The organism is Aquimarina pacifica, from assembly GCF_000520955.1.
Taxonomy (GTDB): Bacteria; Bacteroidota; Bacteroidia; order Flavobacteriales; family Flavobacteriaceae; genus Aquimarina; species Aquimarina pacifica.
The window spans coordinates 1-24,016 of the sequence record NZ_JACC01000062.1 but is presented as its reverse complement, the minus strand read 5'-3'; the positions used below and the strand labels follow the sequence as shown (position 1 = coordinate 24,016).

23 protein-coding genes are annotated in these 24,016 nt (G+C 33.4%); 4 read left to right on the top strand and 19 right to left on the bottom strand.

The window, feature by feature from the left end:
* Window positions 1-24: 24 nt before the first annotated feature.
* The 8 genes from DZ60_RS0121100 to gcvP all read right to left on the bottom strand — a co-directional run bounded on the left by DZ60_RS0121100 (window position 25) and on the right by gcvP (window position 9,915).
* Window positions 25-2,049, bottom strand: coding sequence for a tetratricopeptide repeat-containing sensor histidine kinase (locus DZ60_RS0121100; RefSeq protein WP_081740552.1), 2,025 nt, complete (start codon window positions 2,047-2,049; stop codon window positions 25-27).
* A 325-nt stretch (window positions 2,050-2,374) separates the two neighbouring features.
* Window positions 2,375-3,121: an SDR family NAD(P)-dependent oxidoreductase gene (locus DZ60_RS0121095; RefSeq protein ID WP_025744004.1), complete on the bottom strand. Its 747-nt coding sequence runs from the start codon at window positions 3,119-3,121 to the stop codon at window positions 2,375-2,377.
* A 55-nt stretch (window positions 3,122-3,176) separates the two neighbouring features.
* The gene (locus DZ60_RS0121090; RefSeq protein ID WP_025744003.1) at window positions 3,177-3,740 is read right to left on the bottom strand and encodes a TetR/AcrR family transcriptional regulator; all 564 of its coding nucleotides are present in this window, start codon (window positions 3,738-3,740) and stop codon (window positions 3,177-3,179) included.
* 57 nt (window positions 3,741-3,797) lie between these two features.
* A complete protein-coding gene (locus DZ60_RS0121085; RefSeq protein ID WP_025744002.1) occupies window positions 3,798-4,646 on the bottom strand; it encodes a glycosyltransferase family 2 protein in 849 nt (282 codons plus the stop codon).
* A gap of 54 nt (window positions 4,647-4,700) precedes the next feature.
* Window positions 4,701-5,225: a methyltransferase gene (locus DZ60_RS0121080; RefSeq protein WP_025744001.1), complete on the bottom strand. Its 525-nt coding sequence runs from the start codon at window positions 5,223-5,225 to the stop codon at window positions 4,701-4,703.
* Between the two features lie 86 nt (window positions 5,226-5,311).
* Window positions 5,312-6,370 (bottom strand): 3-oxoacyl-ACP synthase III family protein, encoded by a 1,059-nt coding sequence (locus tag DZ60_RS0121075; RefSeq protein ID WP_025744000.1) that lies wholly within the window; start codon window positions 6,368-6,370, stop codon window positions 5,312-5,314.
* A 157-nt stretch (window positions 6,371-6,527) separates the two neighbouring features.
* Complete coding sequence (locus tag DZ60_RS0121070; protein WP_025743999.1) at window positions 6,528-6,893, bottom strand: group III truncated hemoglobin; 366 nt, start codon at window positions 6,891-6,893, stop codon at window positions 6,528-6,530.
* Window positions 6,894-7,059: 166 nt separating this feature from the next.
* The gene (gcvP, locus tag DZ60_RS0121065; protein ID WP_025743998.1) at window positions 7,060-9,915 is read right to left on the bottom strand and encodes an aminomethyl-transferring glycine dehydrogenase; all 2,856 of its coding nucleotides are present in this window, start codon (window positions 9,913-9,915) and stop codon (window positions 7,060-7,062) included.
* A gap of 134 nt (window positions 9,916-10,049) precedes the next feature.
* Between gcvP and DZ60_RS24990 the strand changes: the two genes are divergently transcribed.
* Complete coding sequence (locus DZ60_RS24990) at window positions 10,050-10,880, top strand: UbiA prenyltransferase family protein (protein WP_025743997.1); 831 nt, start codon at window positions 10,050-10,052, stop codon at window positions 10,878-10,880.
* 43 nt (window positions 10,881-10,923) lie between these two features.
* On the opposite strand, the gene DZ60_RS0121055 is transcribed toward DZ60_RS24990, so the two are convergent.
* The 11 genes from DZ60_RS0121055 to DZ60_RS0121005 form a co-directional block, all read right to left on the bottom strand.
* Window positions 10,924-11,178, bottom strand: coding sequence for a hypothetical protein (locus DZ60_RS0121055; protein ID WP_025743996.1), 255 nt, complete (start codon window positions 11,176-11,178; stop codon window positions 10,924-10,926).
* A gap of 5 nt (window positions 11,179-11,183) precedes the next feature.
* Window positions 11,184-11,738, bottom strand: coding sequence for a sigma-70 family RNA polymerase sigma factor (locus DZ60_RS0121050; protein ID WP_025743995.1), 555 nt, complete (start codon window positions 11,736-11,738; stop codon window positions 11,184-11,186).
* Window positions 11,739-12,083: 345 nt separating this feature from the next.
* Window positions 12,084-12,554 carry an SRPBCC family protein gene (locus DZ60_RS0121045; RefSeq protein WP_025743994.1) on the bottom strand — a complete coding sequence of 157 codons (471 nt, stop codon included), beginning with the start codon at window positions 12,552-12,554 and terminating at the stop codon, window positions 12,084-12,086.
* 49 nt (window positions 12,555-12,603) lie between these two features.
* Entirely contained in the window at window positions 12,604-13,515 is a 912-nt protein-coding gene (locus DZ60_RS0121040) for a TIGR01777 family oxidoreductase (RefSeq protein WP_025743992.1), read from the bottom strand.
* An 11-nt stretch (window positions 13,516-13,526) separates the two neighbouring features.
* Entirely contained in the window at window positions 13,527-13,973 is a 447-nt protein-coding gene (locus tag DZ60_RS0121035; protein ID WP_025743991.1) for a hypothetical protein, read from the bottom strand.
* Window positions 13,974-13,976: 3 nt separating this feature from the next.
* Window positions 13,977-14,858: a methyltransferase domain-containing protein gene (locus tag DZ60_RS0121030; protein WP_025743990.1), complete on the bottom strand. Its 882-nt coding sequence runs from the start codon at window positions 14,856-14,858 to the stop codon at window positions 13,977-13,979.
* Complete coding sequence (locus DZ60_RS23585) at window positions 14,855-15,226, bottom strand: hypothetical protein (RefSeq protein WP_034230268.1); 372 nt, start codon at window positions 15,224-15,226, stop codon at window positions 14,855-14,857. The genes DZ60_RS0121030 and DZ60_RS23585 overlap by 4 nt, the downstream gene beginning before the upstream one ends.
* Window positions 15,227-15,318: 92 nt before the next feature.
* On the bottom strand, window positions 15,319-15,822 hold the full coding sequence (locus DZ60_RS0121020) for a GbsR/MarR family transcriptional regulator (protein WP_025743988.1): 504 nt from the start codon (window positions 15,820-15,822) through the stop codon (window positions 15,319-15,321).
* A 121-nt stretch (window positions 15,823-15,943) separates the two neighbouring features.
* On the bottom strand, window positions 15,944-17,965 hold the full coding sequence (locus tag DZ60_RS0121015; RefSeq protein WP_025743987.1) for a M3 family metallopeptidase: 2,022 nt from the start codon (window positions 17,963-17,965) through the stop codon (window positions 15,944-15,946).
* An 801-nt stretch (window positions 17,966-18,766) separates the two neighbouring features.
* Complete coding sequence (gene purE / locus DZ60_RS0121010; RefSeq protein WP_025743986.1) at window positions 18,767-19,255, bottom strand: 5-(carboxyamino)imidazole ribonucleotide mutase; 489 nt, start codon at window positions 19,253-19,255, stop codon at window positions 18,767-18,769.
* A 117-nt stretch (window positions 19,256-19,372) separates the two neighbouring features.
* Window positions 19,373-20,533: a 5-(carboxyamino)imidazole ribonucleotide synthase gene (locus DZ60_RS0121005; protein ID WP_025743985.1), complete on the bottom strand. Its 1,161-nt coding sequence runs from the start codon at window positions 20,531-20,533 to the stop codon at window positions 19,373-19,375.
* A 166-nt stretch (window positions 20,534-20,699) separates the two neighbouring features.
* Here DZ60_RS0121005 and DZ60_RS24775 point away from each other — a divergent pair, with 166 nt between their 5' ends.
* From DZ60_RS24775 to DZ60_RS0120990, 3 genes are all read left to right on the top strand, one after another.
* Window positions 20,700-21,806, top strand: a complete 1,107-nt coding sequence (locus tag DZ60_RS24775) for an adenylate kinase (RefSeq protein ID WP_081740553.1) — start codon at window positions 20,700-20,702, stop codon at window positions 21,804-21,806.
* Window positions 21,807-21,935: 129 nt separating this feature from the next.
* Window positions 21,936-22,934, top strand: a complete 999-nt coding sequence (obgE, locus tag DZ60_RS0120995; protein WP_025743983.1) for a GTPase ObgE — start codon at window positions 21,936-21,938, stop codon at window positions 22,932-22,934.
* Between the two features lie 12 nt (window positions 22,935-22,946).
* Window positions 22,947-23,822 carry a hypothetical protein gene (locus DZ60_RS0120990; RefSeq protein ID WP_025743982.1) on the top strand — a complete coding sequence of 292 codons (876 nt, stop codon included), beginning with the start codon at window positions 22,947-22,949 and terminating at the stop codon, window positions 23,820-23,822.
* Window positions 23,823-24,016: the final 194 nt, after the last annotated feature.

Genomic DNA, 24,016 nt, shown 5'->3' with positions numbered 1-24,016 from the left:
TTCTTGTAACGATTATTCAGGACGTCACAGAGTTAAAGGGATATTAATATTGATGATAGTATATGCATTAGGGATGCTGTCTATTTCAAAGTCTCCATCAAGGGCTTTTACTCTTTCTGAAATATTTTTTAGACCTCTACTTGTTATTTTTGAATCAAATGAGATTCCTTTACCATTGTCTTCAACCAAAAGATTCATATATTCAGGATGGCAGAGTAATTGAATGTCAAGAACAGAAGCATTTGAATGCTTCACTGCATTATGAACCACTTCCTGAATAATTCTATATAATGAAATCTGAACATGCGCATCAACAGTATTCCAGTTTATTTTTGGATCTATTTTGGATTTAATTTGTAAGCTATCTTCCTTCTGAGAAAATTGGTTTAAATAATGCTCAAGTACTTCTCGAAAATTATTATCAATAAATAGAGGAGAAGACAAGTTGTGCGAAACTATACGGACCTCTTTAGAAATACTAGTCAGGTTTTCGATAATATGTTGATGTGATGTCTCGTCTTTTTCTAGGGTATGCAGTGTCATTTTGAGTCCTGCTAAATCGCTAACAACCCCGTCATGTAAATCTCTAGCAATTCGATTGCGTTCTTTTTCTTCGCCTTCCATTTGAGCTTTGATGGCCTGTATGTCTGCATTTTTCTTTGCTAATTCTTGTCTTTGTTTGAAAATATAATAAGAGATTATAATCAAAATAAGTAATACTATTCCTCCAATGATAAAGATTCCAATAATCCTGCGTTGCCTATCAAGTATGCTTTTTGTCTCTGCATTTTCTAATTCTAGAGAGGCAATCTCTCTTTGTTGTGATTTCTCATTGTGATCTAATTCCATATGCTTAATAGCATTGACCACGCGTAAGTTGCCAGAACGATCGATGAGTTTTTGGTATTCTTTGAGATGAAAAAGGGCATTGTTGAGATCTTCTTTTTGATCATAGATTTGAGACAAGATCTTATGCGCTTTAAACAATTCTCGAGTGAGCCCATATTTTTGGTGCAAATCGATAACCATGTTTGCGTATTTGATTGCTTCAGATAATTCATTATGTTCTAGATGAAACTCGGCTAGATGAATATAGAGTTCAAAGAGTTTTTTATTTATCCCTTTACCAGATAGTGCAGACTTTGCCTGATAGAGTAGTTGTTGCGCATCCTTTTTTTTCCCTAATTTGTTGGTGGGCTTTGCTTTTTTCATTTTAAAATAACCCTCAAGAAGTTTGTCTTCTTTTTTTTGGTAATAATGAATTACCGAATCTAATAATTGCGCGGCTAATAGGTTATTTCCTCTTATGATTTCAAATTCTGCCAGCATACCTTGATACATAGTTTTGATATGTATCTTTCTTTTTTCGGAAGAATTTTGTACTGCATGTAGCATATTCTCAAAGCATTTTTCTGATCGCTTGTATTCTTCTAAATCATAATAAATATATCCTTTCATCATCCATACAATGTGCAGACCATCGGTATCCTTGGTGTTTTTAAGTAGTTCCTCGAATTTGAGGCAGTAATGAAATGCAATGTCATATTCACAAGAATTATACAACGTAAAAATCATTTTCCAATATAACTTTTTGATCTTTTTTGGGTTTTGCGATGCCATGGCAAACTCTAAATTTGATCTGTACGCCGAAAATGCTTTTTGATATTCCCCATTAAGTTGCAAAACGTTTCCTAGTTTATTTCTTGTTTTTTCAAGATTTACTGTATCCTTTTTGCTTTCATAAATTCTTATGGCCTTGTTATAAGAAGAAATAGCAGAAATATATTGTTCATGTTTGATATACGCTCTTCCTTGTTTAACTAATGCTTTTGCCAACCAAGAATCTTTTTGTTCTTGTTTTGCAATATCAATTCCTTTTTGAAGCCAAAAAAGGGTAGAGTCTTTACTTTCTTTAGCCAACAACATAGATAATTTAAATTTTTCTTTCTTAGAAGAAGTAGTATTATAGCTACTTTGTAAACTATCTTTTATAGTGGCGTTAGCATGAGAAATGATAAAAGCCATTAAGATTGTGACTAGTAATCTCATCGGTATTATAGGTATACGTTTATTAGTTGGTCAATAATATTGGTGTAAGTAACCTCTTTTTTTTGTTTTTATGGCTTACTGTACTTTAAACTTTTTTCAATTCGTTATAAAAATGTTTTTTCTTACTGGATTTTTCGTTTTTTTCTTTGTTTGAAGTGTAAGAAGTATTTTAGTAAAGCTAAAACATAACTTTTCTAATCAGTATAATATATCAACATGATTTTTCTTTTTGAATTTTATGTCAATTGATGGTTTAAAAAAAGGGTAAGGTTTTTTTAAAAACCTTACCCTTACTAATGTGGTATAAGAAATCTTATTTTTTAAGTTAATTTCTCCCTGCTAATACTCCTCCATCTGTATCCCATATAGCCCCAGTGACCCAAGATGCTTGATCTGAGAGTAGAAAAGTAATACTATTAGCTATATCTTGCGGAGTCCCATTTCTACCTATGGGATGAAAGTTATTAAACCCTACTAAAGCCTTTTTCGCTTCTTCAGCACTACCAAAAACACTATCATAGACGGGGGTTTCAACAACAGCAGGGGATACTGCGTTTACTCTAATCCCATAATCAGAAAGCTCCATTGCCAAATGTTGTGTTAACGAATGAAGTCCTGCTTTTTGCATAGAATAAGCAGAGGAAGGAGTTGCTTTTACTGCTTGTTTTGCCCACATCGACCCTACATTAACTATAGAACCACTAGTATGTTCTTTCATTTTTTTTGCAGCCGCTTGTGTAAGAAAAAAGAAACCTCTGTTTAGGTCTTGGTATGAATCATAGTCTTCGAGTGTGTGATCTAGAAATGCTTTGGGGCCAAAAATCCCTGAAGCATTAACCAGGTAATCGAGACGATCTAATTGAGAAATAGTAATAGTCAGTTTGTTTACATTTTGCATATTAGTTATGTCAACCTGATGTTTGATTAGACGATCTGCATCTGGTATTTTAGATACAGTTCGACCTACTACATGAACAGTCGCTCCTTCTTTAAGTAAAGAATTTACAGTTGCTTTACCGATTCCGCTTGTTCCTCCTATTACTAGGGCTATTTTATTGTTAAAAGTATTCATAAAGTGATGTTTGTTATTTAGACAGACAAGTCTGTCTTTTAATTAATAAATTTTTTTAGTTAACTATCGTTTTACACAGATGTAATCCTGCCTTTATCGGCCATTGATTTTGGTGAACTTTGCTTTCAGAAATAGCACTTTCGTAGATCAAGTAGATTTGTTTTGCTAACATTTCGTTTTTCGCGATAGTACCTTGATTATAATTTTCTATGATTAGTTCTTGAATAAATCTGATAAAATCTTCTTTTTGTTTCTGAATTTCTTTTCGTATTCGTTGATTATCTTTTGGAATTTCGGCAAAGGTATTAAGGCACCAACATCCATTAAAATCTTTGTGGTCATAGAATTCTAACAAAAAATTAAATAATGCATATAATTGATTTTTGCCCTTTTTTGAATTATCTATGAAGGATTTAATATCTTTTTTGAAACCATTATTTTTGAATTGTAAATAAGCCAGACAAATATCTTCTTTGGAACTAAAGTGGTTATATAGGGTTGCCTTTGCAATTCCTGATTCTTTTATAATCTCATTTATCCCGGTAAGATTATACCCATTCTTATAGAAGAGGGTAGAAGCAGTTTCTATAATATGTTGCTTTATCAAAGAATGTTTCATGATGCAAATATAAGAAAATAATAATATAAAAAAGACAGACTTGTCTGTTTTTGAAAATTAAAACAATTTTTCTTTTATTTTTTTCCAGCGCAACGTACGAATATATACACCTTCTGTTTTTGATACTAAAAAGGGTTGTTGCTCTCTTTTGGCTTTATAATAACCAATTATATAGTCTTTGATTAGCACAGGTTGTTTTTTGAGAAGCCCTAATTTTACAGAAGCTATTAGTGTTATCCAAAAACCATAACGCATGCGATAAAAAGCTTCGCCTTGTTTGTACTTTGATTTTTGGTTATAAGTATTCCCTGTTGGTTTAAGATGCTTGACATGTAATGTAGTATCGGTTTTAATCTGCCAATTGTGGTACTGGGCTAATAATTCGTCAATAGTATCCCATCCCATAGCAGGCTTAAGACCTTCAATATCTTTAAAACATGATTTTCTGTAAGCTTTTAGTGCTCCTCTTATATGATCTTTATTGGTTAAGTTTTCTAGTATCCAGCGGTCATTTTTTTTGATATAACAGAAGCCCCCAACCATACCAATACGATCATCTTCTTTAAACCAATTTGTTATTTTTTCTAAATAGTCTGCCGGGAAGATAAGATCTGCATCAAATTTGCAAATAATTTCATAGTCTTGATCAAGTGTATTGTACCCTTCATTAAAAGCATTAATTACCTTACTCCCGGGCATATGATCCTCTGAAGATGCTGTGTCTATTATTTCTATAAAATCGTATTGTGTCACGAATTGATTAACAATCTTTCTTGTTTGATCTGTAGAATGATCATTAACAACTACAATTTTTTGAGGTAATAAAGATTGTGCTACTAGAGATTGCAAAGTTTTTGCGATAAACTTTTCCTCATTATGCGCTGGTATAACAATGTAAATTTTCAAACGGTAGAGATTATTTGCTTTAAATACATTCTAGAAGGTATTAAATTGTAAGGATTACTTTTTTCTTTCAGCATAAACAATGTAGTATCTTGGTGTGAAAAGCCTGAGCAGTGGTCTAAATCCTATTTTTTTTATAGGATGTGTCCATTTCTTTTTGGCTTTAATCTCCCAACCAGCCTTTTCTAGTAACCAATCAAATTGCCAATCTTCAAATTCGTGATAATGACGATCCCAAAGATCTGTTTTACTTCGGTACGCAGAAGAGAACCATAATTTTAGTGGTATTGAAGCAACTAGTCTATCAGCTTTGGCATCTCTTAGAACATTAAAAGGAGCTATGAGATGTTCAAAAATTTCGAATGCAGTCAAAACATCTGAGTTGTTAGTTTTTACAGCTGTAGTATCAATGTCTAAATCTTCTCCCGATGTATTAGAGACCGTATATCCTTCCTTTTCCATAAAATCGACAAAGGGGTTACGTACGCCTAAATCAAGAATTTTTGCAGGGGCTGGAACATTTTTTCGTAAGAATTCTAAGGTTTCTTTATATCGTTTGTGAGGAAAAGTTCCTTCGTACATAATAGGTGCGTCAATAATTTAGATTCGTAAAAATAGTCAATTCTCTAATAAATTTGAATTGTTTTTGCGAACTAGTTCCTATGTAATTATACTTGGTATACAAAGGCATTAATATTCATGCCGGCACCTACACTTGCAAATAGTAAAATATCTCCTTCGTTAATATGTTGATCTTTTATTTTTTCTTTTAGCAAAAGATCATATAATGTTGGTATGGTAGCAACACTGCTATTTCCTAAAGTTTGGATGATCATAGGCATTACATTATCAGGAACAGTTTGGTCATATAACTTATAGAATCTTTTTACGATTGCTTCATCCATTTTTTCATTAGCCTGATGAATTAGAATTTTGCTAATGTCATTACAATGAAGACCTACATCATCAAGACATGCTTTCATTGCTGAAGGAACCCTATTTAGCGCAAATTCGTATATCTTTCTACCTTGCATCTTGATGTATTTATTGTCATCAGTAATGCTATTATTATAGGTTTTATCAAAGAATAAAAAATCGCTTTCTTCTAAAGTATATGAGGCACTTACCGAAGAGAGTATTCCTCCTTCTTTTTCGGTTTTTTCTAGAATTACTGCACCCGAACCATCAGAATAAATCATAGAGTCGCGATCATGAGGATCAATAACTCTTGATAAAGTTTCTGCCCCAATGATCAAGCACTTTTGGGCCATATTACTACGGATGAACGAATTTGCTTGTATAACGCCCTCTATCCAGCCCGGACAACCAAAAAGAACATCATACGCTACACAAAAAGGATTTTTTATTTTGAGTTTGTGCTTTACTCTTGCAGCAAGGCTTGGTACGGTATCACCTTGTGCTGAGTTTTTGTCAACATCTCCAAAATTATGAGCTACAATAATATAGTTAAGTGTTTCTGGATCAATCTGTGCGTCTTTAATCGCTTTTTCAGCAGATAAAAATGCTAAATCTGATGTGTTCAGATGATTTGAGGCATATCTACGCTCTTCAATACCTGTAATTTTTTTGAATTTATCTATTATAGAGTGTATATCACTTTCTATCGGAGTTCCGTTATCGTTAAAAAACTGATGATTAGCAAAATCCTCATTTCTCTCTATTTGACTAGGTATATAGCTTCCCGTTCCGGTTATTTTGGTGTGCATCGTTTTCATTCTGTGTTTGGTACATAATGTACAAATAATAAGTTACAATATTATGCATGCATAATATTTTTTACGATACCCAACCTCTTTTAAGAACGGTATATTTCTAATGTTTTGATATAAAACTGTAGAAACTTAATAGAAAGAAAGATATTTCTTAATCTATTTTAGAACGCATCATAATAGAAATTGATAAAGCTCTGGTTTTTATTAGCTCTGCTTTTTCTCCTATAAAAAAATCATCTACGCTTTTATTAAAAAGAGATAACCAGGTTTCGAAATGGACTTTTTTTAATTTCTTTTTGAGGTCAAGATCTTTATGAATTTGTAAGACATTTTTTTTATACCCACCTTTTCTGAATAATTGCTGTTCCCAAAAGTCGGTGATTTCAGGCAAATGTTTTATAAGGTCAATTCTAGCAATATCTGTAAAAAATACACCTATCTCTGGATGTGCAATAGCTTTGTTATAAAAATCACTCATTAAAAACGCTATGTCTTTTCTAGAGGTAATATCTTTCATAACTTAAGGCAGCGTTAAAGTTTTTAGGTTTTGCTATATATAAAAAAGGGCAATATGGTTATACCAAGGTTTTTCTATTGTCACTCTGAGCTTGTCAAAGATATTAGGAAACTTGCATAACAAGTATACTTCGACAGGCTCAGAGTGATATCTAGATCGTTTTGTTTTAAGCTTCTGCTTCTACATATGCTTCAATTGGTGCACAGGTACAAATTAGGTTTCTATCTCCATATGCATCATCTACACGCCGTACTGAGGGCCAAAATTTATTGTCCATAATATAGGGTAGTGGGTATGCTGCTTGTTCTCTAGAGTACGGGAAATCCCAACTGTCTGAAGTAAGCATGGATAAGGTATGAGGTGCATTTTTTAGTACATTATTTGACTCATCTGGTGTCGCTTCTTTTATTTCTTCTCGAATAGAAATCATGGCATTGCAAAAACGATCAATTTCTGATTTCCCTTCGCTTTCTGTGGGTTCTATCATCATGGTGCCAGCAACCGGAAAAGAGACTGTAGGGGCATGAAAACCATAATCCATTAGTCTTTTTGCAATATCAGTAACCTCTATGCCATTTGCCTTAAATGGTCGGCAATCAATAATCATCTCATGAGCAGCTCTTCCTCTTTCGCCAACATACAAAACATCGTAATGTCCATCAAGACGTTCTTTTATATAATTGGCATTCAAAATAGCATATTCTGTAGCTTTTTTGAGTCCTTTGGTACCCAACATAGTGATATATCCGTATGATATCAAGCACGCCAGTGCAGATCCCCATGGAGCGCCAGAAATTGCTGTAATACCTTGATCACCTCCTGTAGGTATTACAGGATTGCCAGGTAAAAAGGGAACCAGTTGTTTAGCAACACAAATAGGTCCTACACCAGGTCCACCACCACCATGCGGTATTGCAAAAGTTTTGTGCAAGTTGAGGTGGCAAACATCTGCGCCAATTGCACCTGGATTAGTCAGCCCTACTTGAGCATTCATATTGGCTCCATCCATATATACCTGACCGCCATTATCATGTATAATTTTAGTAATCTTTTTGATAGCAGATTCATAAACACCATGAGTAGATGGATATGTGACCATCAAAGCAGAAAGATTATCTTTATGTTGTTCTGCTTTTGCTAATAAATCTTCTACATCAATATTACCTTCATCGGTTGCTTTGGTAACAATAACTTTCATCCCTGCCATAACAGCAGAGGCAGGATTAGTACCATGTGCAGAAGAGGGGATAAGACAAATGTTACGATGATGATCGCCTCTAGATTCGTGATATGCTTTGATGACCATAAGTCCAGCAAACTCTCCCTGGGCACCAGAATTGGGTTGTAATGATGTAGCCGAAAAACCAGTAATTTCTGTAAGTTGATTTTCTAGTTTTGTTAGTACGGTTTGATAACCTTGCGCTTGTTCTGTCGGAACAAATGGGTGTATGTTGCCCCATTGTGGATCACTTAATGGCAACATTTCTGAAGCCGCATTAAGTTTCATGGTACAGGAACCTAATGGTATCATTGAGTGGTTTAATGATAAATCTTTACGCTCTAGTCGCTTGATATATCTCATTAATTTTGTTTCAGAATGATATGTGTTAAATACATCATGCGTTAAGAAGTCGGTAGCACGTTGTAAATTCACAGGAATGGTACTCGAAGATTGAATTTCTTCTACAGTGATATTTTCTTTATTTGCTACTTCCGCAAAGATTTTTATAATCACATTAATATCATCAATTGTTGTAGCTTCGTTAAGTGATATTGCTACAGTTTCATGGTCTGGGTAATAGAAGTTAACTTCTTGTAATTGAGCTATTTTTTTTACTTTGGAAGTATCCGCCTTGATGCGAATGGTATCAAAATATATAGTATTAAGCTGTTCATACCCTAATTCATTTAATGCCTCGGCTAATGATGTTGTCGAAGAATTAACTTTTGAAGCGATATATGACAACCCTTTAGGGCCATGATATACTGCATACATTCCGGCCATTACAGCAAGAAGTACCTGAGCCGTACATATATTAGAAGTCGCTCTATCCCGTTTGATATGTTGTTCTCTAGTTTGTAGTGCCATTCGCAATGCGCGATTTCCATTTACATCTTGAGTTACCCCAATGATTCTACCTGGAATATTTCTTTTATATGCCTCTTTTGTTGCAAAGAATCCTGCATGTGGACCACCATATCCCAATGGAATCCCAAATCTTTGTGTAGTTCCTACTACAACATCGACACCAAAACTTCCCGGAGATTTCAGGGTTACCAGACTTAATATATCAGCGGCAACGGCTACTTTAATTTCAGAAGAATGTGCTTTTTCTACGAAATCGGCATAATCAAATACTTGCCCTGACACCCCTGGGTATTGCAAAATTGCTCCATAAAAATCAGAAGAAAATTCGAATTGCTGGTGATCTCCTATAACAAGCTCAATAGAAAGCGGAATTGCTCTGGTTTGTAATAAAGATAATGTTTGAGGTAATATTTCTTTAGATACAAAAAACTTGTTGACATTCTTTTTTTTCTGGTCTCTGGTACGTGAAGCAAATAACATGGTCATTGCTTCTGCCGCAGCTGTGCTTTCATCTAATAAGGAGGCATTTGCAAGCTCCATACCCGTAAGATCGCAAATCATTGTTTGATAATTTAGCAATGCTTCTAATCTTCCTTGTGCTATTTCTGCCTGATAAGGTGTATAGGCAGTATACCATCCCGGGTTTTCTAGAATATTTCTTTGAATGACAGCAGGAATACAGGCTTCGTGATAACCGAGACCGATATACGTTTTAAATACCTTATTTTGAGAAGATAGCTTTTGCATATGTGCTGCATATTCTTGTTCACTTATTGCAGCCGGCAGATCCAAAGGTTTTTTTATAAGGATGTCGTCAGGAATTGTTTCATAAATAAGTTGATCAATAGACGCTGCTTTGATAGTTGTTAGCATATCATCAAGATCCTTTTCTGATGGACCTATATGACGCAGTTTAAATGAGTCAGTTTTCATAGCGAAAAACAGTTGAGATTGAGTCGGCAAAATTACATATTTAATTGCTAAAAAATTCACAATTAATTAACCATGAAGTATCAAGTTTTTAACCAAATTCAGGTATTGTTAACATATAACCTTAAATTAGCGACGTGGAAACCCTAAAAAACATATTCAAGTTTTATATTAATGGAAGTTTTCATGTTGCTTTGGCAATATGTGCACTGGTTCAAGTTACTTTCTTAAAATATGAAATATCGGGTCAGTATAGCTTGATGTTTTTTAGCTTTTTTGGTGCTATAACAGCTTATAATTTTGTGAAATATTCAGAGGTGTCAAAGCTGTATCACAAAAGAATAAATAAGTCCATGGGCGGCATTCATTTAATTACTATCATAAGTAGTATTCTTTTTGTGTATTTTTTATCAAGGTTTTCGTTCCTGAAGATTTTATATCTATTTCCTTTTATAACACTTACGATTTTATACGTAGTGCCTGTTTTTCCTAAAAATAAGAATTTGAGGAGTTTGGCAGGAGTTAAAATTTTTATAATTGCTTTGCTTTGGGCGGGGATCACTGTTTTAATTCCGATAACCTATTCTGAAAAGAGTATTACAATGGATTTTTGGATAGAGATGATTCAGCGCTTTTTATTTATTGTTGTTATGATGTTACCTTTTGAGATTAGGGATCTTCAGTATGATGATTCCTCTTTAGAAACAGTGCCGCAGCGTATTGGCGTAACTCGAACTAAAATTTTCGGAAGTATTTTACTTGCTATCTTTTTATTAGTAACTATTGCCAAAGAAGAGTTGTTATCTTCTGTAGAGATTTTAAGTACAATCTTAATCACTACAATAAGTTTATTGTTTTTGTGGGGGACAGAAAAACGACAGTCTAAATACTATTGCTCTTTTTGGGTAGAAAGCATCCCAATTTTTTGGCTTTTTATTATTTGGGTTTTAAAATCTATTCTTGAGTAAATGAATATCAGATATAAAAATGTAAAAAAATCAGAAATTTATGTTATTCTGACATTTTTTTTCGCAATAATTCCTTCATTAATTCTTTATCAGAAATAGGTATGCTTTTAACCTTTGGGTTTTTAATTAACTTAGTCAATTTACCATTATTAGCAGAATATTTTCTACACGCACGACAGTATATGAGATGAAGGTTTAATTTTATCTTATCTAACAAAGAAGCTTCTTTATACTGATTTTTATCACAAAAGTGATTCGCCTCAGGGCAGCTTACAAAAATCTTTTTTAATATACTCATTTTTTCTAAAACCAATTTTTTTCTATACACTCAGCCATTGCCGTACGCGCTCTATGGATTATTACCCATAGATTAGACGAAGTAATATCAAATTCATTACAAATGGCTTCGGTTTCAAAACCATCAATCGTTTTCATTTTGAATATAGCTGCTTGTTTTTCAGGAAGTTTCTGAATGCAGTTATGAATCGCAAGTCCAAGTTCTTTATTCTCAATTTTGCTGTCTACAGTACTGTCATAGGGGTCTGCCACACGCTCTTCTAACCAGTCTCCCTCTGTCTCAGAGTCTGAGTTATAATTAATGCGTACTTCTGCTTTCCCTTTATTACTATTAATTTTACGGTAGTGGTCTATGATTTTTCTTTTTAGAATAGAAATTAACCAAGTACGTTCACTGGCTTCACCTTTAAAGTTTTTCATAGATTTAAGCCCAGCAAAGAATGTTTCTTGTACAATATCTTTGGCAATCTCAGCATCATCGACTCTTACAATAGTATAATTAAAAAGGTAATCACTGTATTTGTCTACCCAAGAATTGGGGTCTAAGATGTTTGTTGACATTATTCTTTCTCTTGTTGGGTTCTTCACATTATTAGTGCGTTAAAAATCAATTAGACTTTATGCGTCTTCTATTTGGCTTAAAAAAATATTAAATGTTATTTGATAATATCACTTAATCGGCCTTACTACTATTTTAAAACGTATTAGTATACAAAACGCAATTTAAAACACTTCATAGTGAAACAGTTTTATGTACGAATGGTTAAAAATAAAATAAAAAGTTGAATCTTAAATACGATTTAACGAAATGAATATAAACTTGTAGTTAATGTTTTGTTTGCTAGATCCTAAATTTTGGTGTTTTGAGTTTTTATTTTCAGATCTTTTTTTGGGGTAATGAGTGTGTCATTGTTCCTTTTTCAGTTCAGAAACTTCAGCATGTGATTTTATAAATTCATTTCTCGAAGTAAGAAATTTTGTTAAGTATTTTCTTAGAAAAATGAAATCGAATATTTTGCCTAAAAAGCCACAGGGCAAGCGATAATCTATAATATCAACCATTTCGATATATGTTGACATTTTATAAAAATTATGTTGGTGTTTAAAACTTTTGAAATGACCTTGGATCATTTCATCTGTAAAATGATTAAGGGCATCAAACCTAGTAATTTTACTTTGGTGAGTTAAGTAAAATCCAAAATGCTTTCCCCTCCAGGTAACAGTTTCATTGAGTTTTATCAACCCAGATGTTCTTCCTGCAATAGCTTTTTCTTTGGTTTTTTGAGCAGACTGTACATGAAAATCAATGCTCCTTGATAAGTCGAATACTTTAGCTACAGGAGCATATATTTTGGTTTTGAGATATATTCTTGCCATATTCGATGAGCTTGGACTTTTATAGGTTTGCAAGTATCTTTAATTAGTATCACTTAACAAGGTTTTCTAACGCAACTCTTAGATTAGGATATAAAAAGACAAAACCATGATCTTCTAATTTTTTGGGAATAACGTTTCTACTTTTCAAAATAAGTTCGGTTTCAGTTTTGATTATTTTGGCACCGAGTTCTAATACAGGTTTTGTCATAGGAATACCAAAAGGTATTTTTAAAACATTCCTCAAAGTATTCATAAATACCTTATTGGTCGTAGGCTTTTTTGAAACGATATTAATTACACCAGTGATCTGTGTCTGATCGATTACAAATGCTACACTTCTTGCGAAATCAAGTTCATGGATCCAACTTATTTTTTGATTTCCGTTACCTTGTTTACCTCCCATTCCTATTTTTGTTAGGCGCACTAATGGGGGGAGCGCACCACCTTTTTTTCCTAAAACTATAGATGTTCTTAGAGCTACTTTTCTTGTTTTGGTGGTTTTTTGAGAAAAAAATGATTCCTCCCATGCTTTGGCAACGCTTACAGAAAATCCATTTCCTATTTCGCCATCTTCTTCGTTCATTTCTTTGTCTAATGAGTGTCTGTAGATCGTCGCAGTAGAAGAATTTATCCATGTTTTAGGAGGGTTATTGCAAGCGTTAATTGCCATTCCTAATACAGCTGTAGATTCTGTTCTTGAGTATAAGATCCCATTTTTGTTTTTCTGAGTATATCTACAATCTACCGATTTACCTGTCATGTTAATCAATATGTCTGCACCTTCGAGTTCTTTTGCCCATTCTCCTAGAGTTTTTGCATCCCAATGTATGAAATAGATATTATTTTCAACTTTATTTTTTCCTCGGGTAAGTACTATAATGGTCTCTACTTTTGATCTAAAATGGGATACTAGTACTTGCCCTAGAAAACCCGTGCCTGCGGCAATAATCATTTTTTTCATTGTCTTTTAATTTAAAATAATAATAAGGGGATCCAAAATATTCGATATAAGATCCATGTATATGTTAAGTATTCTGGAAGCGCGATTTTTTTTACCCTTCTGGCATGTTCTATAATCATGCAAGCTACAATCAAAAAGAATCCCGTCATTTTAAATTCTAAACCAATTTCTGCTCTAGAATTAAGAATAATTATTGGTATTAAAGCCAAAGAACCTAACAAAGAGATCGTAATCATTTGAGATAGGTATTTTGTAATTTCTCCTTTTACCCATAGTCGCATTATGATTCCTTGCCATAAAATTTGACCTGAGCACATACATATTTCTTTTAGTAGATTGTCTTTGGGAATAACTGAGGGAATTGACTTGGCATAGTAATATAAAATAATACTCGAAGTACATGCTGCCATCAGAATATAACCCCATAATTTGGTCTGTCTAAAAGAATAAGTATTCATTTTTTATTTTTCTGCGGTGACTAAATAATATCCAAAGCTTTTCATGTGTAAACCAGAAAGTAGCGCGAATAATGATCCCTTTAGGTTTTTCCAGCTTTGGGGTTGTATCTCTTGTTTTTTAAGGATTTTTTTTAAGATAAACCCAATGGTGGCAAAAGGTACATGCAATACAGAAGGAGCAACTCTAAATGAGATGTCTTCGATGTGTATATTTTTAAAACCGATACGTTCTAGATGTTTATGAACCGTATTAATATTTCCTAACCCATCAAGGCTCCATCCTTTACAAAGCTGGTTATAGCAATATTCATCTCCTATACATAATTCGTTTTCTTCTTTTTTTAAGAAGGCATCGGCAATGACTAATCTCGATCCGGGTTTAAGGATTCGGTGTGCTTCTTTTAATGCATCAAAACTATGTCCAGCATGGCAGAAACTTTCTATCGCATAGGTACCATCGATACTATTACTTGCAAATGTCGTGTCACAAAAATTTTCTTCTAATAAAAGTCCATTCATGTTTTTTAGCCTTTTATTACCCTCAGTAACTTGAAAATTTGATAAAGAAACACCTATTATATGCAGTAAGGGATATTTTCTTAATCCATGACGAATAGTGCCACCCATACCACATCCTAGATCTACTACCACAGCATTTTGTTTTGGGGGTTGTAATCGATCAAACACTTGATCATTCATTTGATTGAGCATGGTATCTCTTTTAAGAAAATTGGTTTTAAAAGGGATGTAATACCCGAAGTGCATATTGAAATCTTTACTCCAGAATTCATAATCCTCTGTAGCCTCATCATAAAATTTGATGATTTTCTCGTTGGTAGTACTGCTTTTTTCTTTTAGTTTTTCAAAGATTGTATAACTATTCATTCTATCGTAATTTTGGTTTCTTTACTAGGTTGATTTGATAATACTTCTTGTGTTTTATAGGTGATGTATACAAAATACCCAGCTATTGACATGGGAATAAAAGTGATACAAGCAATGGCAACATATGAGGTCACTATGTTTTTAAACACTAGATATCCCATGGCATATAAAACCACTAATGTTGAATAATATAAAAGATGTTTTCTTAACGTAATGGTAAGTTCACCCCAGCGAAAGAACATAATTATTGCGAAAAGGAGTTGTAGTCCACCGAGGACAATTTGGGCAATTAGTCCGAAATATATAGTCAAATATAGAAGTAAGGTGAGTATAAAACTCCATTGGTTTATTTTGTATAATAATTTCATATTTTAATTATTTTAAAGTTTCAGAAAAAATTGAAATATTTTATTAAAATAAAAAGGAGTTATGCTCCTATTTTATTTCTGGTTCAACTTTTTTATTTTATCAGTTTCACTAGTGTTTTGGTGATCCAGTTATGATCTTGGCCAATTACCTTGTTCATCATAATATCTAAGGTGTCTGCCATATCATGCAATGCTTTTGTTTGTTTTATCAGTTCTTCTGTTTTTGCTGTTCCGTCTTCTTTTATATTAGAGACGTCCTTTAGTACTTTGATTGTAGGTTTTAGTTCTCGTCGGCTTCTTTCTTTTGCTATCTGTCTTGATAGCTCCTGTACATCTTTTTCTGAGGTAAAATATTCTTTTCGTTCCCCCATTTTATTTTCCTTAAAAACAATTCCCCAATCAATCAATTGTCTTAAGTTCATACTTGTATTCCCTCTAGAAATCTGTAATTCTTCCATGATTTCTTCCATAGATAATGGGTCAGGAGATATAAGTAGTAGTGCATGGATTTGAGCCATTGCCTTATTAATCCCCCATAAAGTTCCTAAGGAGCCCCAGGTAGAAATAAACTTATTTTTTGCTTCTTCGTAATTCATGGTACAAATATATTAAAAATTCCAAACTTTCAAAAAATATTGAAAATTAAATTTATTTTGTTTTAGAAATTGATAAAATTATGGGGCCAAAACCCTTAGTTAAGGTTTTGGCCCTATATTCTTATTTGATTAATCCTGCACGTCTTAATAAAGCTTCTGGTTTAGGTTCTTGCCCCCTAAAACGTTTATATAATGTCATAGGGTTTTCGGTACCTCCTTTAGAAAGAACATGTTCTTTAAACTTGCCGGCGATTTCTGGGTCAAAAATCCCATTTTCCTTAAAATATTCAAAAGCATCGGCATCTAATACTTCTGCCCATTTATAGGAGTAATATCCTGCAGAATATCCTCCTTGAAAAATATGAGAAAAGGAAGTACTCATGCAATTTTCTTCTACATCAGGATATAAAGAAGTACCTGCAAATGTCTTTTTTTCATGCACTTTTACACTTTTAATGTCTTTTGGGTTTTTTGAATGCCAAGACATATCGAGTAATCCAAAACTTAATTGGCGTAAGGTTGCCATTCCTTCCATATAGGTCGAAGATTTTTTAATTTTCTCTATCAGCTCCATTGGTATTACCTCTCCGGTTTCATAATGCTTTGCAAATAATTCTAATGCTTCTTTTTCGTAGCACCAATTTTCAAACACTTGACTGGGTAACTCTACAAAATCCCAATATACACTTGTCCCTGAAAGTCCTGGATATTTAGTGTTAGCGAGCATACCATGTAAGGCATGACCAAACTCATGAAATAAAGTAGTCACTTCATTAAAGGTAAGTAATGACGGCTTGCTGGGCGTAGGTTTTGTAAAATTACAAACGATAGAAACATGTGGTCGAATGTTTTTACCGTTCTTTTTCATTTGCGATTTATAAGACGTCATCCATGCCCCATTACGTTTTCCTGGGCGAGGGTGAAAATCTGCATAAAAAAGAGCTATTGGATTTCCATCTTGATCAGTGACATCATAGGTCTTTACTTCTTCACTATAGATATCAACTTCGCTAGTTGGTTCAAAGTTGAGCCCAAATAGTTTTGATGCAATCGTAAATACTCCATCAATTACATTTTCTAACTTAAAATATGGCTTTAACTTTTCATCGTCCAGATCAAATAACTTTTGTTTTAATTTTTCAGAATAATATGCGCCATCCCATTTTTGTAGCTGATCAATTTCATCAAGATCTTTTGCAAAAGATTCTAGTTGCTTAAATTCTCTTTCGGCAGCCGGTTTTGCTTTCTGAAGGATTTCTTCAAGAAAAGAAAATACTTTATCAGGAGTCTCGGCCATTCTCTCTTCTAATACGTAATGGGCATGAGATGCATACCCAAGTAATTCTGCGCGTTGATGTCTAAGGTTTGCGATCTGTAGCACGGTATCTTGATTGTCGAGTTCATCATTATGAAACCCTTTGGACCCGAAGGCCAGCGCCAGTTTTTTGCGTAATGCTCTATTATCTGCATACGTAATAAATGGTATGTAGCTAGGATAATCTAAAGTAATTAACCAACCTTCTTTGCCTTTTTCTTTTGCCATTGCTTTGGCAGCTTCTTTTGCACCCTCAGGAAGCCCCGATAGGTCAGATTCATCGGTAAGGAGCATTTCAAACTTATTAGTCTCTGCAAGTACATTTTCGCCAAATTTTAAGCTCAATGAAGAGAGTTCTTTGTCAATAGCGCGAAGTTTTTCTTTTTTCTGATCTGGTAAGTTAGCTCCATTTCTAGAAAATGATTTATATCGCTTATCTAGTAGTTGTAATTGCTCAGTAGTAAGATCTAAAGTCTCTTTTTGACTGTAAACAGTTTCAATTTTTTTAAACAAATCTAGATTTAAAGCAATATCATTGCTAAATTCTGAAAGTAGAGGAGAGGCTTCTTGTGCAATTTTTTGAATTTCTTCATTTGTTTCTGCACTATTAAGATTAAAAAATATGCTGGTTACTCTATCTAGTAGTTCACCGCTATAATCAAGAGCTTCTATTGTATTAGTAAATGTTGGCAGGTCAGGATTAGAAACAATGGTTTCTATTTCTTTTTTAGCCAAGGAAATTCCGTTTTTGATTGCAGGTAAAAAATGATCTGTTGATATTTTTGAGAATGGAGCTATATCAAATAATTGTAATAAAGGATTGTTCATTGTTTTAATACTATTTTCTCTTTGTGTTAATTATATTTTGTTTGCCTATGGTATCACTTTTACATAGGTTCTTTTCTTTTAATTCATATGTATACCATCTAGTATACATTATCTTTTATTAAAAAATCAAGATAGTCTTATGCGGCAAAGATACGAATTGGTTTTATGTCGATAAAAAGACCTTTTCGTCGAAAAATGACTTTTAAATGATTTCATTTACGAGTGAACTAATTTTTGTACCCATACATTTGAATAGGTTTATTAGTATGGTTGAGTATTAAAAAACACGTGTTATTTTTATTTGGGGTATGAATAGGAATAATTGTTTTAATACGAAGACCAAATATATCGAAAGGGTCACAAATATCGTGACCCTTTCTTTGTGTTGATCGGGGAAATTTCTTGTTTTTTAACAAAACTTTAAGATTTTGTACGCTTTTTGAAGTTAAAAAAATATTAAAAAACGTTAAATTATGTATTTCATCGATTTTATATGTATTTCATCGAAAATATGAAATATTTACACACTACTTTTATTGTGTAACTGCTGTAAGGTTTTACCTTTGTCTCAGGTTTTAAGAGTAGGATCTTACTGTGAATTTTTTGTGTAATATATTTAAGTTGGTTAATAAATATTGTTATATTCTTTTGTAAGATCCGATATTAGAAAGAGTCACTGAGGAGTGACTCTTTTTTTGTTTATGTTGTTCTGAAAAAAAACAGAAAAATTAATTAAAAAGAAGTGTGCTTTTAAAAACGTACCTCAATTTATTCATCTAATCATTTTACGGATATATTAATTTATTTGGTACTGACCTCTTTTGCCCCTTTAATAACTTTTTGTTTTAATCCTTCTTTATACACCAAAATTTTATCTAAAACACAAGGGTCATTTGCTCCAATAATTTGTGCTGCTAGAATACCAGCATTAAGAGCACCATCAAGAGCTACGGTTGCCACCGGAACACCACCAGGCATTTGTAATATAGATAAAACAGAGTCCCATCCATCAATAGAGTTTCGAGATTTAACGGGTACACCAATTACCGGAAGCGGTGATAAAGAAGCAACCATACCAGGGAGGTGAGCGGCGCCACCTGCACCAGCAATGATTACTTTAATTCCTCTACTATGTGCATTTTTGGCATAGTCAAATAGTTTTTCTGGGGTGCGGTGCGCAGAAACAATATCAACTTCGATTTCGATATCAAATCCCTCTAATACCTCAATTGCTTGTTGCATAATGGGTAAGTCGCTGGTACTTCCCATTATAATTCCTATTTTACTCATTTCTTATTTTATTTTTTATTATTCGCTAGGATCATTTTTGAACTACAAAAGTCACCTTTTAGTTTCACTAGTAGTTAGGCTTTTTTTATAAGGTATATTATAATTATATACGATATATCATGATTTACTAACTACTTTTATGGTGTTTTTTACTTTTTCTGCAATTTTTCTTGCCTCATCAATATTTTCATTTACTATGGTCACATGTCCCATTTTTCTGAAAGGTCGTGTTTGCTTTTTGCCATAAATATGAGGTGTCACACCTTTCATTTTTAGAATGTCTTCTATATTTTTATAAAGCACAGGACCTGTATGATCTTCCTCACCAACAAGATTTACCATGATACCTCCTAATTTACTTTCTGTAGCTCCTAAAGGTAGGTCAAGGATAGCTCTAATATGCTGTTCGAATTGATTCGTATAACTAGCCTCAATACTATAGTGTCCGCTATTATGAGGTCTCGGAGCTACTTCATTTACTAAAATTTCATCATCTTGAGTTTGAAACATTTCTACAGCTAATATACCAACATGCTCAAATTTTTGTGATACTTTCTGAGCGATTGTAATTGCTTTTTTAGCGATTTTGTTATCAATTCTTGCAGGACAAATAACATATTCTACTTGATTCGCCTCTGGATGAAATTCCATCTCTACAACTGGATACGTCTTAATTTCTCCTCCGGCACTTCTTACAACAATAACTGCTAGCTCATTTTTGAAATTAATCAACTCTTCGGCTATACATTCTGTATCTGGTATTTTTGTTAAATCTGCTCCGGATTTTATAACAGAAACTCCCTTGCCATCATACCCTCCTTGAGTACTTTTCCAGATAAAAGGAAGTTTAATTTTGTTTGCAGTAATCCCTTCTGTTAGATGTGCTTTATTTGCAAACTTGTTAAATTTGGCCGTTGGGATTTTATTCTTTTCGTAGAATAGCTTTTGCACCCCTTTGTTTTGTATTTTTTCTAAAGTCGCTGGACTGGGGTATACTTTTGTTCCTTCTTTCTCGAGTTGTTTTAATGCTTTTAGATTTACTGTTTCAATCTCAAAAGTAAGAATGTCTACATTTTTTCCAAATGTGTAAACTGTATCATAATCCATTAAACTACCTTCTTCAAAATAGTCACAGGAAATTTTACTGGGAGCATTAGAATCAGGGTCTAATACATGCGTTTTGATATCATACTTTCTAGTTTCATATAACATCATCTTACCTAATTGACCACCTCCCAATATTCCTAATTTGAAGTTTGATGAGAAAAAATTTGCCATAAACGGGGTTTCATATTTGCTTTACAGGCACAAAAATAATTTTTTCAGAAGGAATTATTGCAATAATATGAGCTAAATGCTGTGACTAAACTATTATTAAGTCTTATTTGTAATCACTATCTTTGCGCCTTTCAATTAAAAGCCATGTACAGGCATTATGAAAGAGATGATTAAGTTGCACGATTTATGGTTTGTTCCTTTTCTTAATAAGGATCGAATCGAAGCAGCAATAGATGAGGTATCTGATAAGCTAAATGAGGATCTGGTAGACGAAAACCCTTTGTTTATTGTCGTACTTAATGGGGCTTTTATGTTTGCAACAGAGGTGTTGAAACGCTATACTCATAGTTGTGAAGTTAGTTTTGTTAAATTGACTTCTTATGAAGGAACTGCTACTACGAACCGTGTGAATGAATTAATTGGGTTAGAAGAAGATGTTGTTGGACGTACTGTAGTAATTATAGAGGATATTATAGATACAGGTACGACTATAGAAGCGTTGTCAGGATTATTAGAAAGCAAAGGTTGTGAGACTTATAAAGTAGTTACCTTGTTTTTGAAACCAGAAGTGTATAACAAAAATATAAATATCGATTATGTCGGAATCGAAATTCCGAAACGATTTATTGTAGGATATGGATTAGACTATAATGGTTTAGGACGTAATCTTACAGACGTTTATCAACTAAAATCAACTAATATGACAAATTTGGTGTTATTCGGACCTCCAGGAGCAGGAAAAGGAACACAGGCAGAAGTATTGAAACAAAAATATAATTTGGTACATATCTCAACAGGAGATGTGTTTAGATATAATATTAAAAATGCTACTGAATTAGGAACGCTCGCAAAGTCATATATTGATAAAGGGCAATTGGTACCTGATGAAGTAACTATTAATATGCTAAATGCAGAAGTTGATAAAAATTCAGATGCAAAAGGTTTTATTTTTGATGGTTTCCCAAGGACAGAAGCGCAAGCAGATTCATTAGCAGAATTATTAACTTCGAAAGGTACTTCGGTAAGTGCAATGGTAGCTCTAGAAGTAGATGATGAGGTATTGGTACAGCGATTACTCGAAAGAGGAAAAACATCAGGAAGAGCTGATGATAGCGACGAAGGGGTGATTAGAAATCGAATCAAAGTTTATTATGATGAGACGGCTATCCTGAAAAATTATTATCAAAAACAAGATAAATATTTTGGAGTAGATGGTGTTGGAGCTATCAATGAGATTACAGAAAGGTTAGTGTCTGTTATAGACACCTTGTAGTCTGGTTAGTGTTATAAGTGAATCTTTTCTCATAGAAGAAATAAAATAAGTTAATAAAGAAGATTTTGGTATTTCTTTGAGTACTATAGGTTAGTGCTACAAGGGTATCAGGATAACAGGTAATGAGTTATGACAGAAGGAAATTTTGTAGATTATGTAAAGTTGCATGTAACCTCGGGAAACGGAGGAGGAGGGTCTGTACATTTGCATCGTGAAAAGTTTATTACCAAAGGAGGCCCTGACGGCGGTGATGGTGGTCGAGGTGGTCATATTATTGTTAGGGCGAATCCTAATATGTGGACTTTACACCCTCTCAAATTCAAACGTCACCTTAGAGCAGATCATGGTGGACATGGTAGTAAAAGTAGAAGTACGGGAGCAGATGGGACTGATGTGTATATCGATGTACCTCTAGGAACTATAATTCGAGATACCGAAACTCAGGTTGTTATTAAGGAGATTACCGAAACAGGACAAGAATATATAGTGGCCCAAGGAGGAATGGGAGGTAGAGGAAATTGGCATTTTAAAAGCCCTACCAATCAAACTCCGAGATATGCCCAACCTGGAGTTGAAGGAGAGGAGAAAGATATTACATTAGAGCTTAAAGTATTAGCTGATGTAGGTCTGGTTGGTTTCCCTAATGCAGGTAAGTCTACATTGCTATCAGTAATCACATCTGCAAAACCTAAAATTGCAGATTATGAGTTTACAACACTTAAGCCTAATCTTGGTATTGTAGCACATAGAGATTTTCAAACATTCGTAATGGCAGATATTCCTGGTATTATAGAAGGTGCAGCAGAGGGTAAAGGTATTGGACATCGCTTTTTGAGACATATAGAGCGTAATTCTACATTGTTATTTTTAGTTCCTGCAGATGCGAAAGATATCAATGAACAATATGAAATTCTTCTAGATGAGTTGAGACGATATAATCCTGATTTATTAGATAAAGAACGGCTTATCGCTATCTCAAAAAGTGATATGCTTGATGACGAATTAAAAGAAGCATTAAAAGCAGAACTTGATGAGCAGCTTGCTGTTCCTTATTTATTTATTTCTTCTGTTGCTCAACAAGGATTGCAAGAACTAAAAGATCGACTTTGGTCAATGCTGAATGCATAATGTACAAGGAGAATGATTATAATTTATAGAAAGAGTGCTCTTGTAAAACTTTACTGTTTATTTTTTCTTACTCTAGGTTTGTCCTCTGTGGCAAAAGCTCAGAACCTTGGTAATGTTAGTCCGCCAAATACTATAATGCTTAATGATAGCACTTATATAGAAAAGACATTGACGACTAATCAGCAATATAGAACATATTTACGCTGGTTAAATAAGGTTTATAATAAAACTAAAATGTATGATGATGCTGTCCCTCTATGGCTGATCGAAGGAAAGGATACCTATAGCGAAGTTTATAAAGGGTATTTTTATAGTCCTAAATACAATGATTATCCGGTATTAGGAATCACTGAGCAACAGATTAAAGGGTTTGCAGAATATAAGAAAAACAGATTGCATGAATACCTATTGCATAAAGGGGGCATCGTTAACTATGCAACTCAAAATCAAATTCCTGAGAACAAAGAACTATTCGGTAATTATTTGACTAATGTGGATGCCATCACTTTACCTGTCAAGATTGATACAATACCCAAAGTAAATGTTGAATTTTTTGGGATACTAAAGTTGTGCTATTCTTTATCTAGTAAACAGGAGATAGATTTGTTAGGAAAGAAGAGTAGGGGACTAAAGAATTACGAAAAAAAAGTACCTACCAACCTTGAGGATTTAAAAAAGATAAAACTAAAATATATTAATATTGTAGGTGTTATTAGTGAATTAATGTCGGATTCGATAGTGGTATCCGATCCAGAATCCATGAGTATGACTACAAATAAAGTTTCTAACGTAATATCCGGTTTTAGGTTAGTGTATAAAAATATTTGTGCTCATGAGTCTTTTTTCAATTCTCCTGAGAATAAAAGTATTGAGTACAAGATGAATTAAGTCCAAATTATATTTTTAGAATTTTCACTTTCTCTTAAGTAAAAGAAGTTGGTTAAAAAAATCACTATGGGTATATGCTTCTATATTCTTTTTTTTAACAAAAACAGAAGTAGTATTACCATTGCAACTATTGCAATACCAAGTATCCAATACCAATAGTTATCGGTACCAAAATCAATTGGAGTCGAATCGCC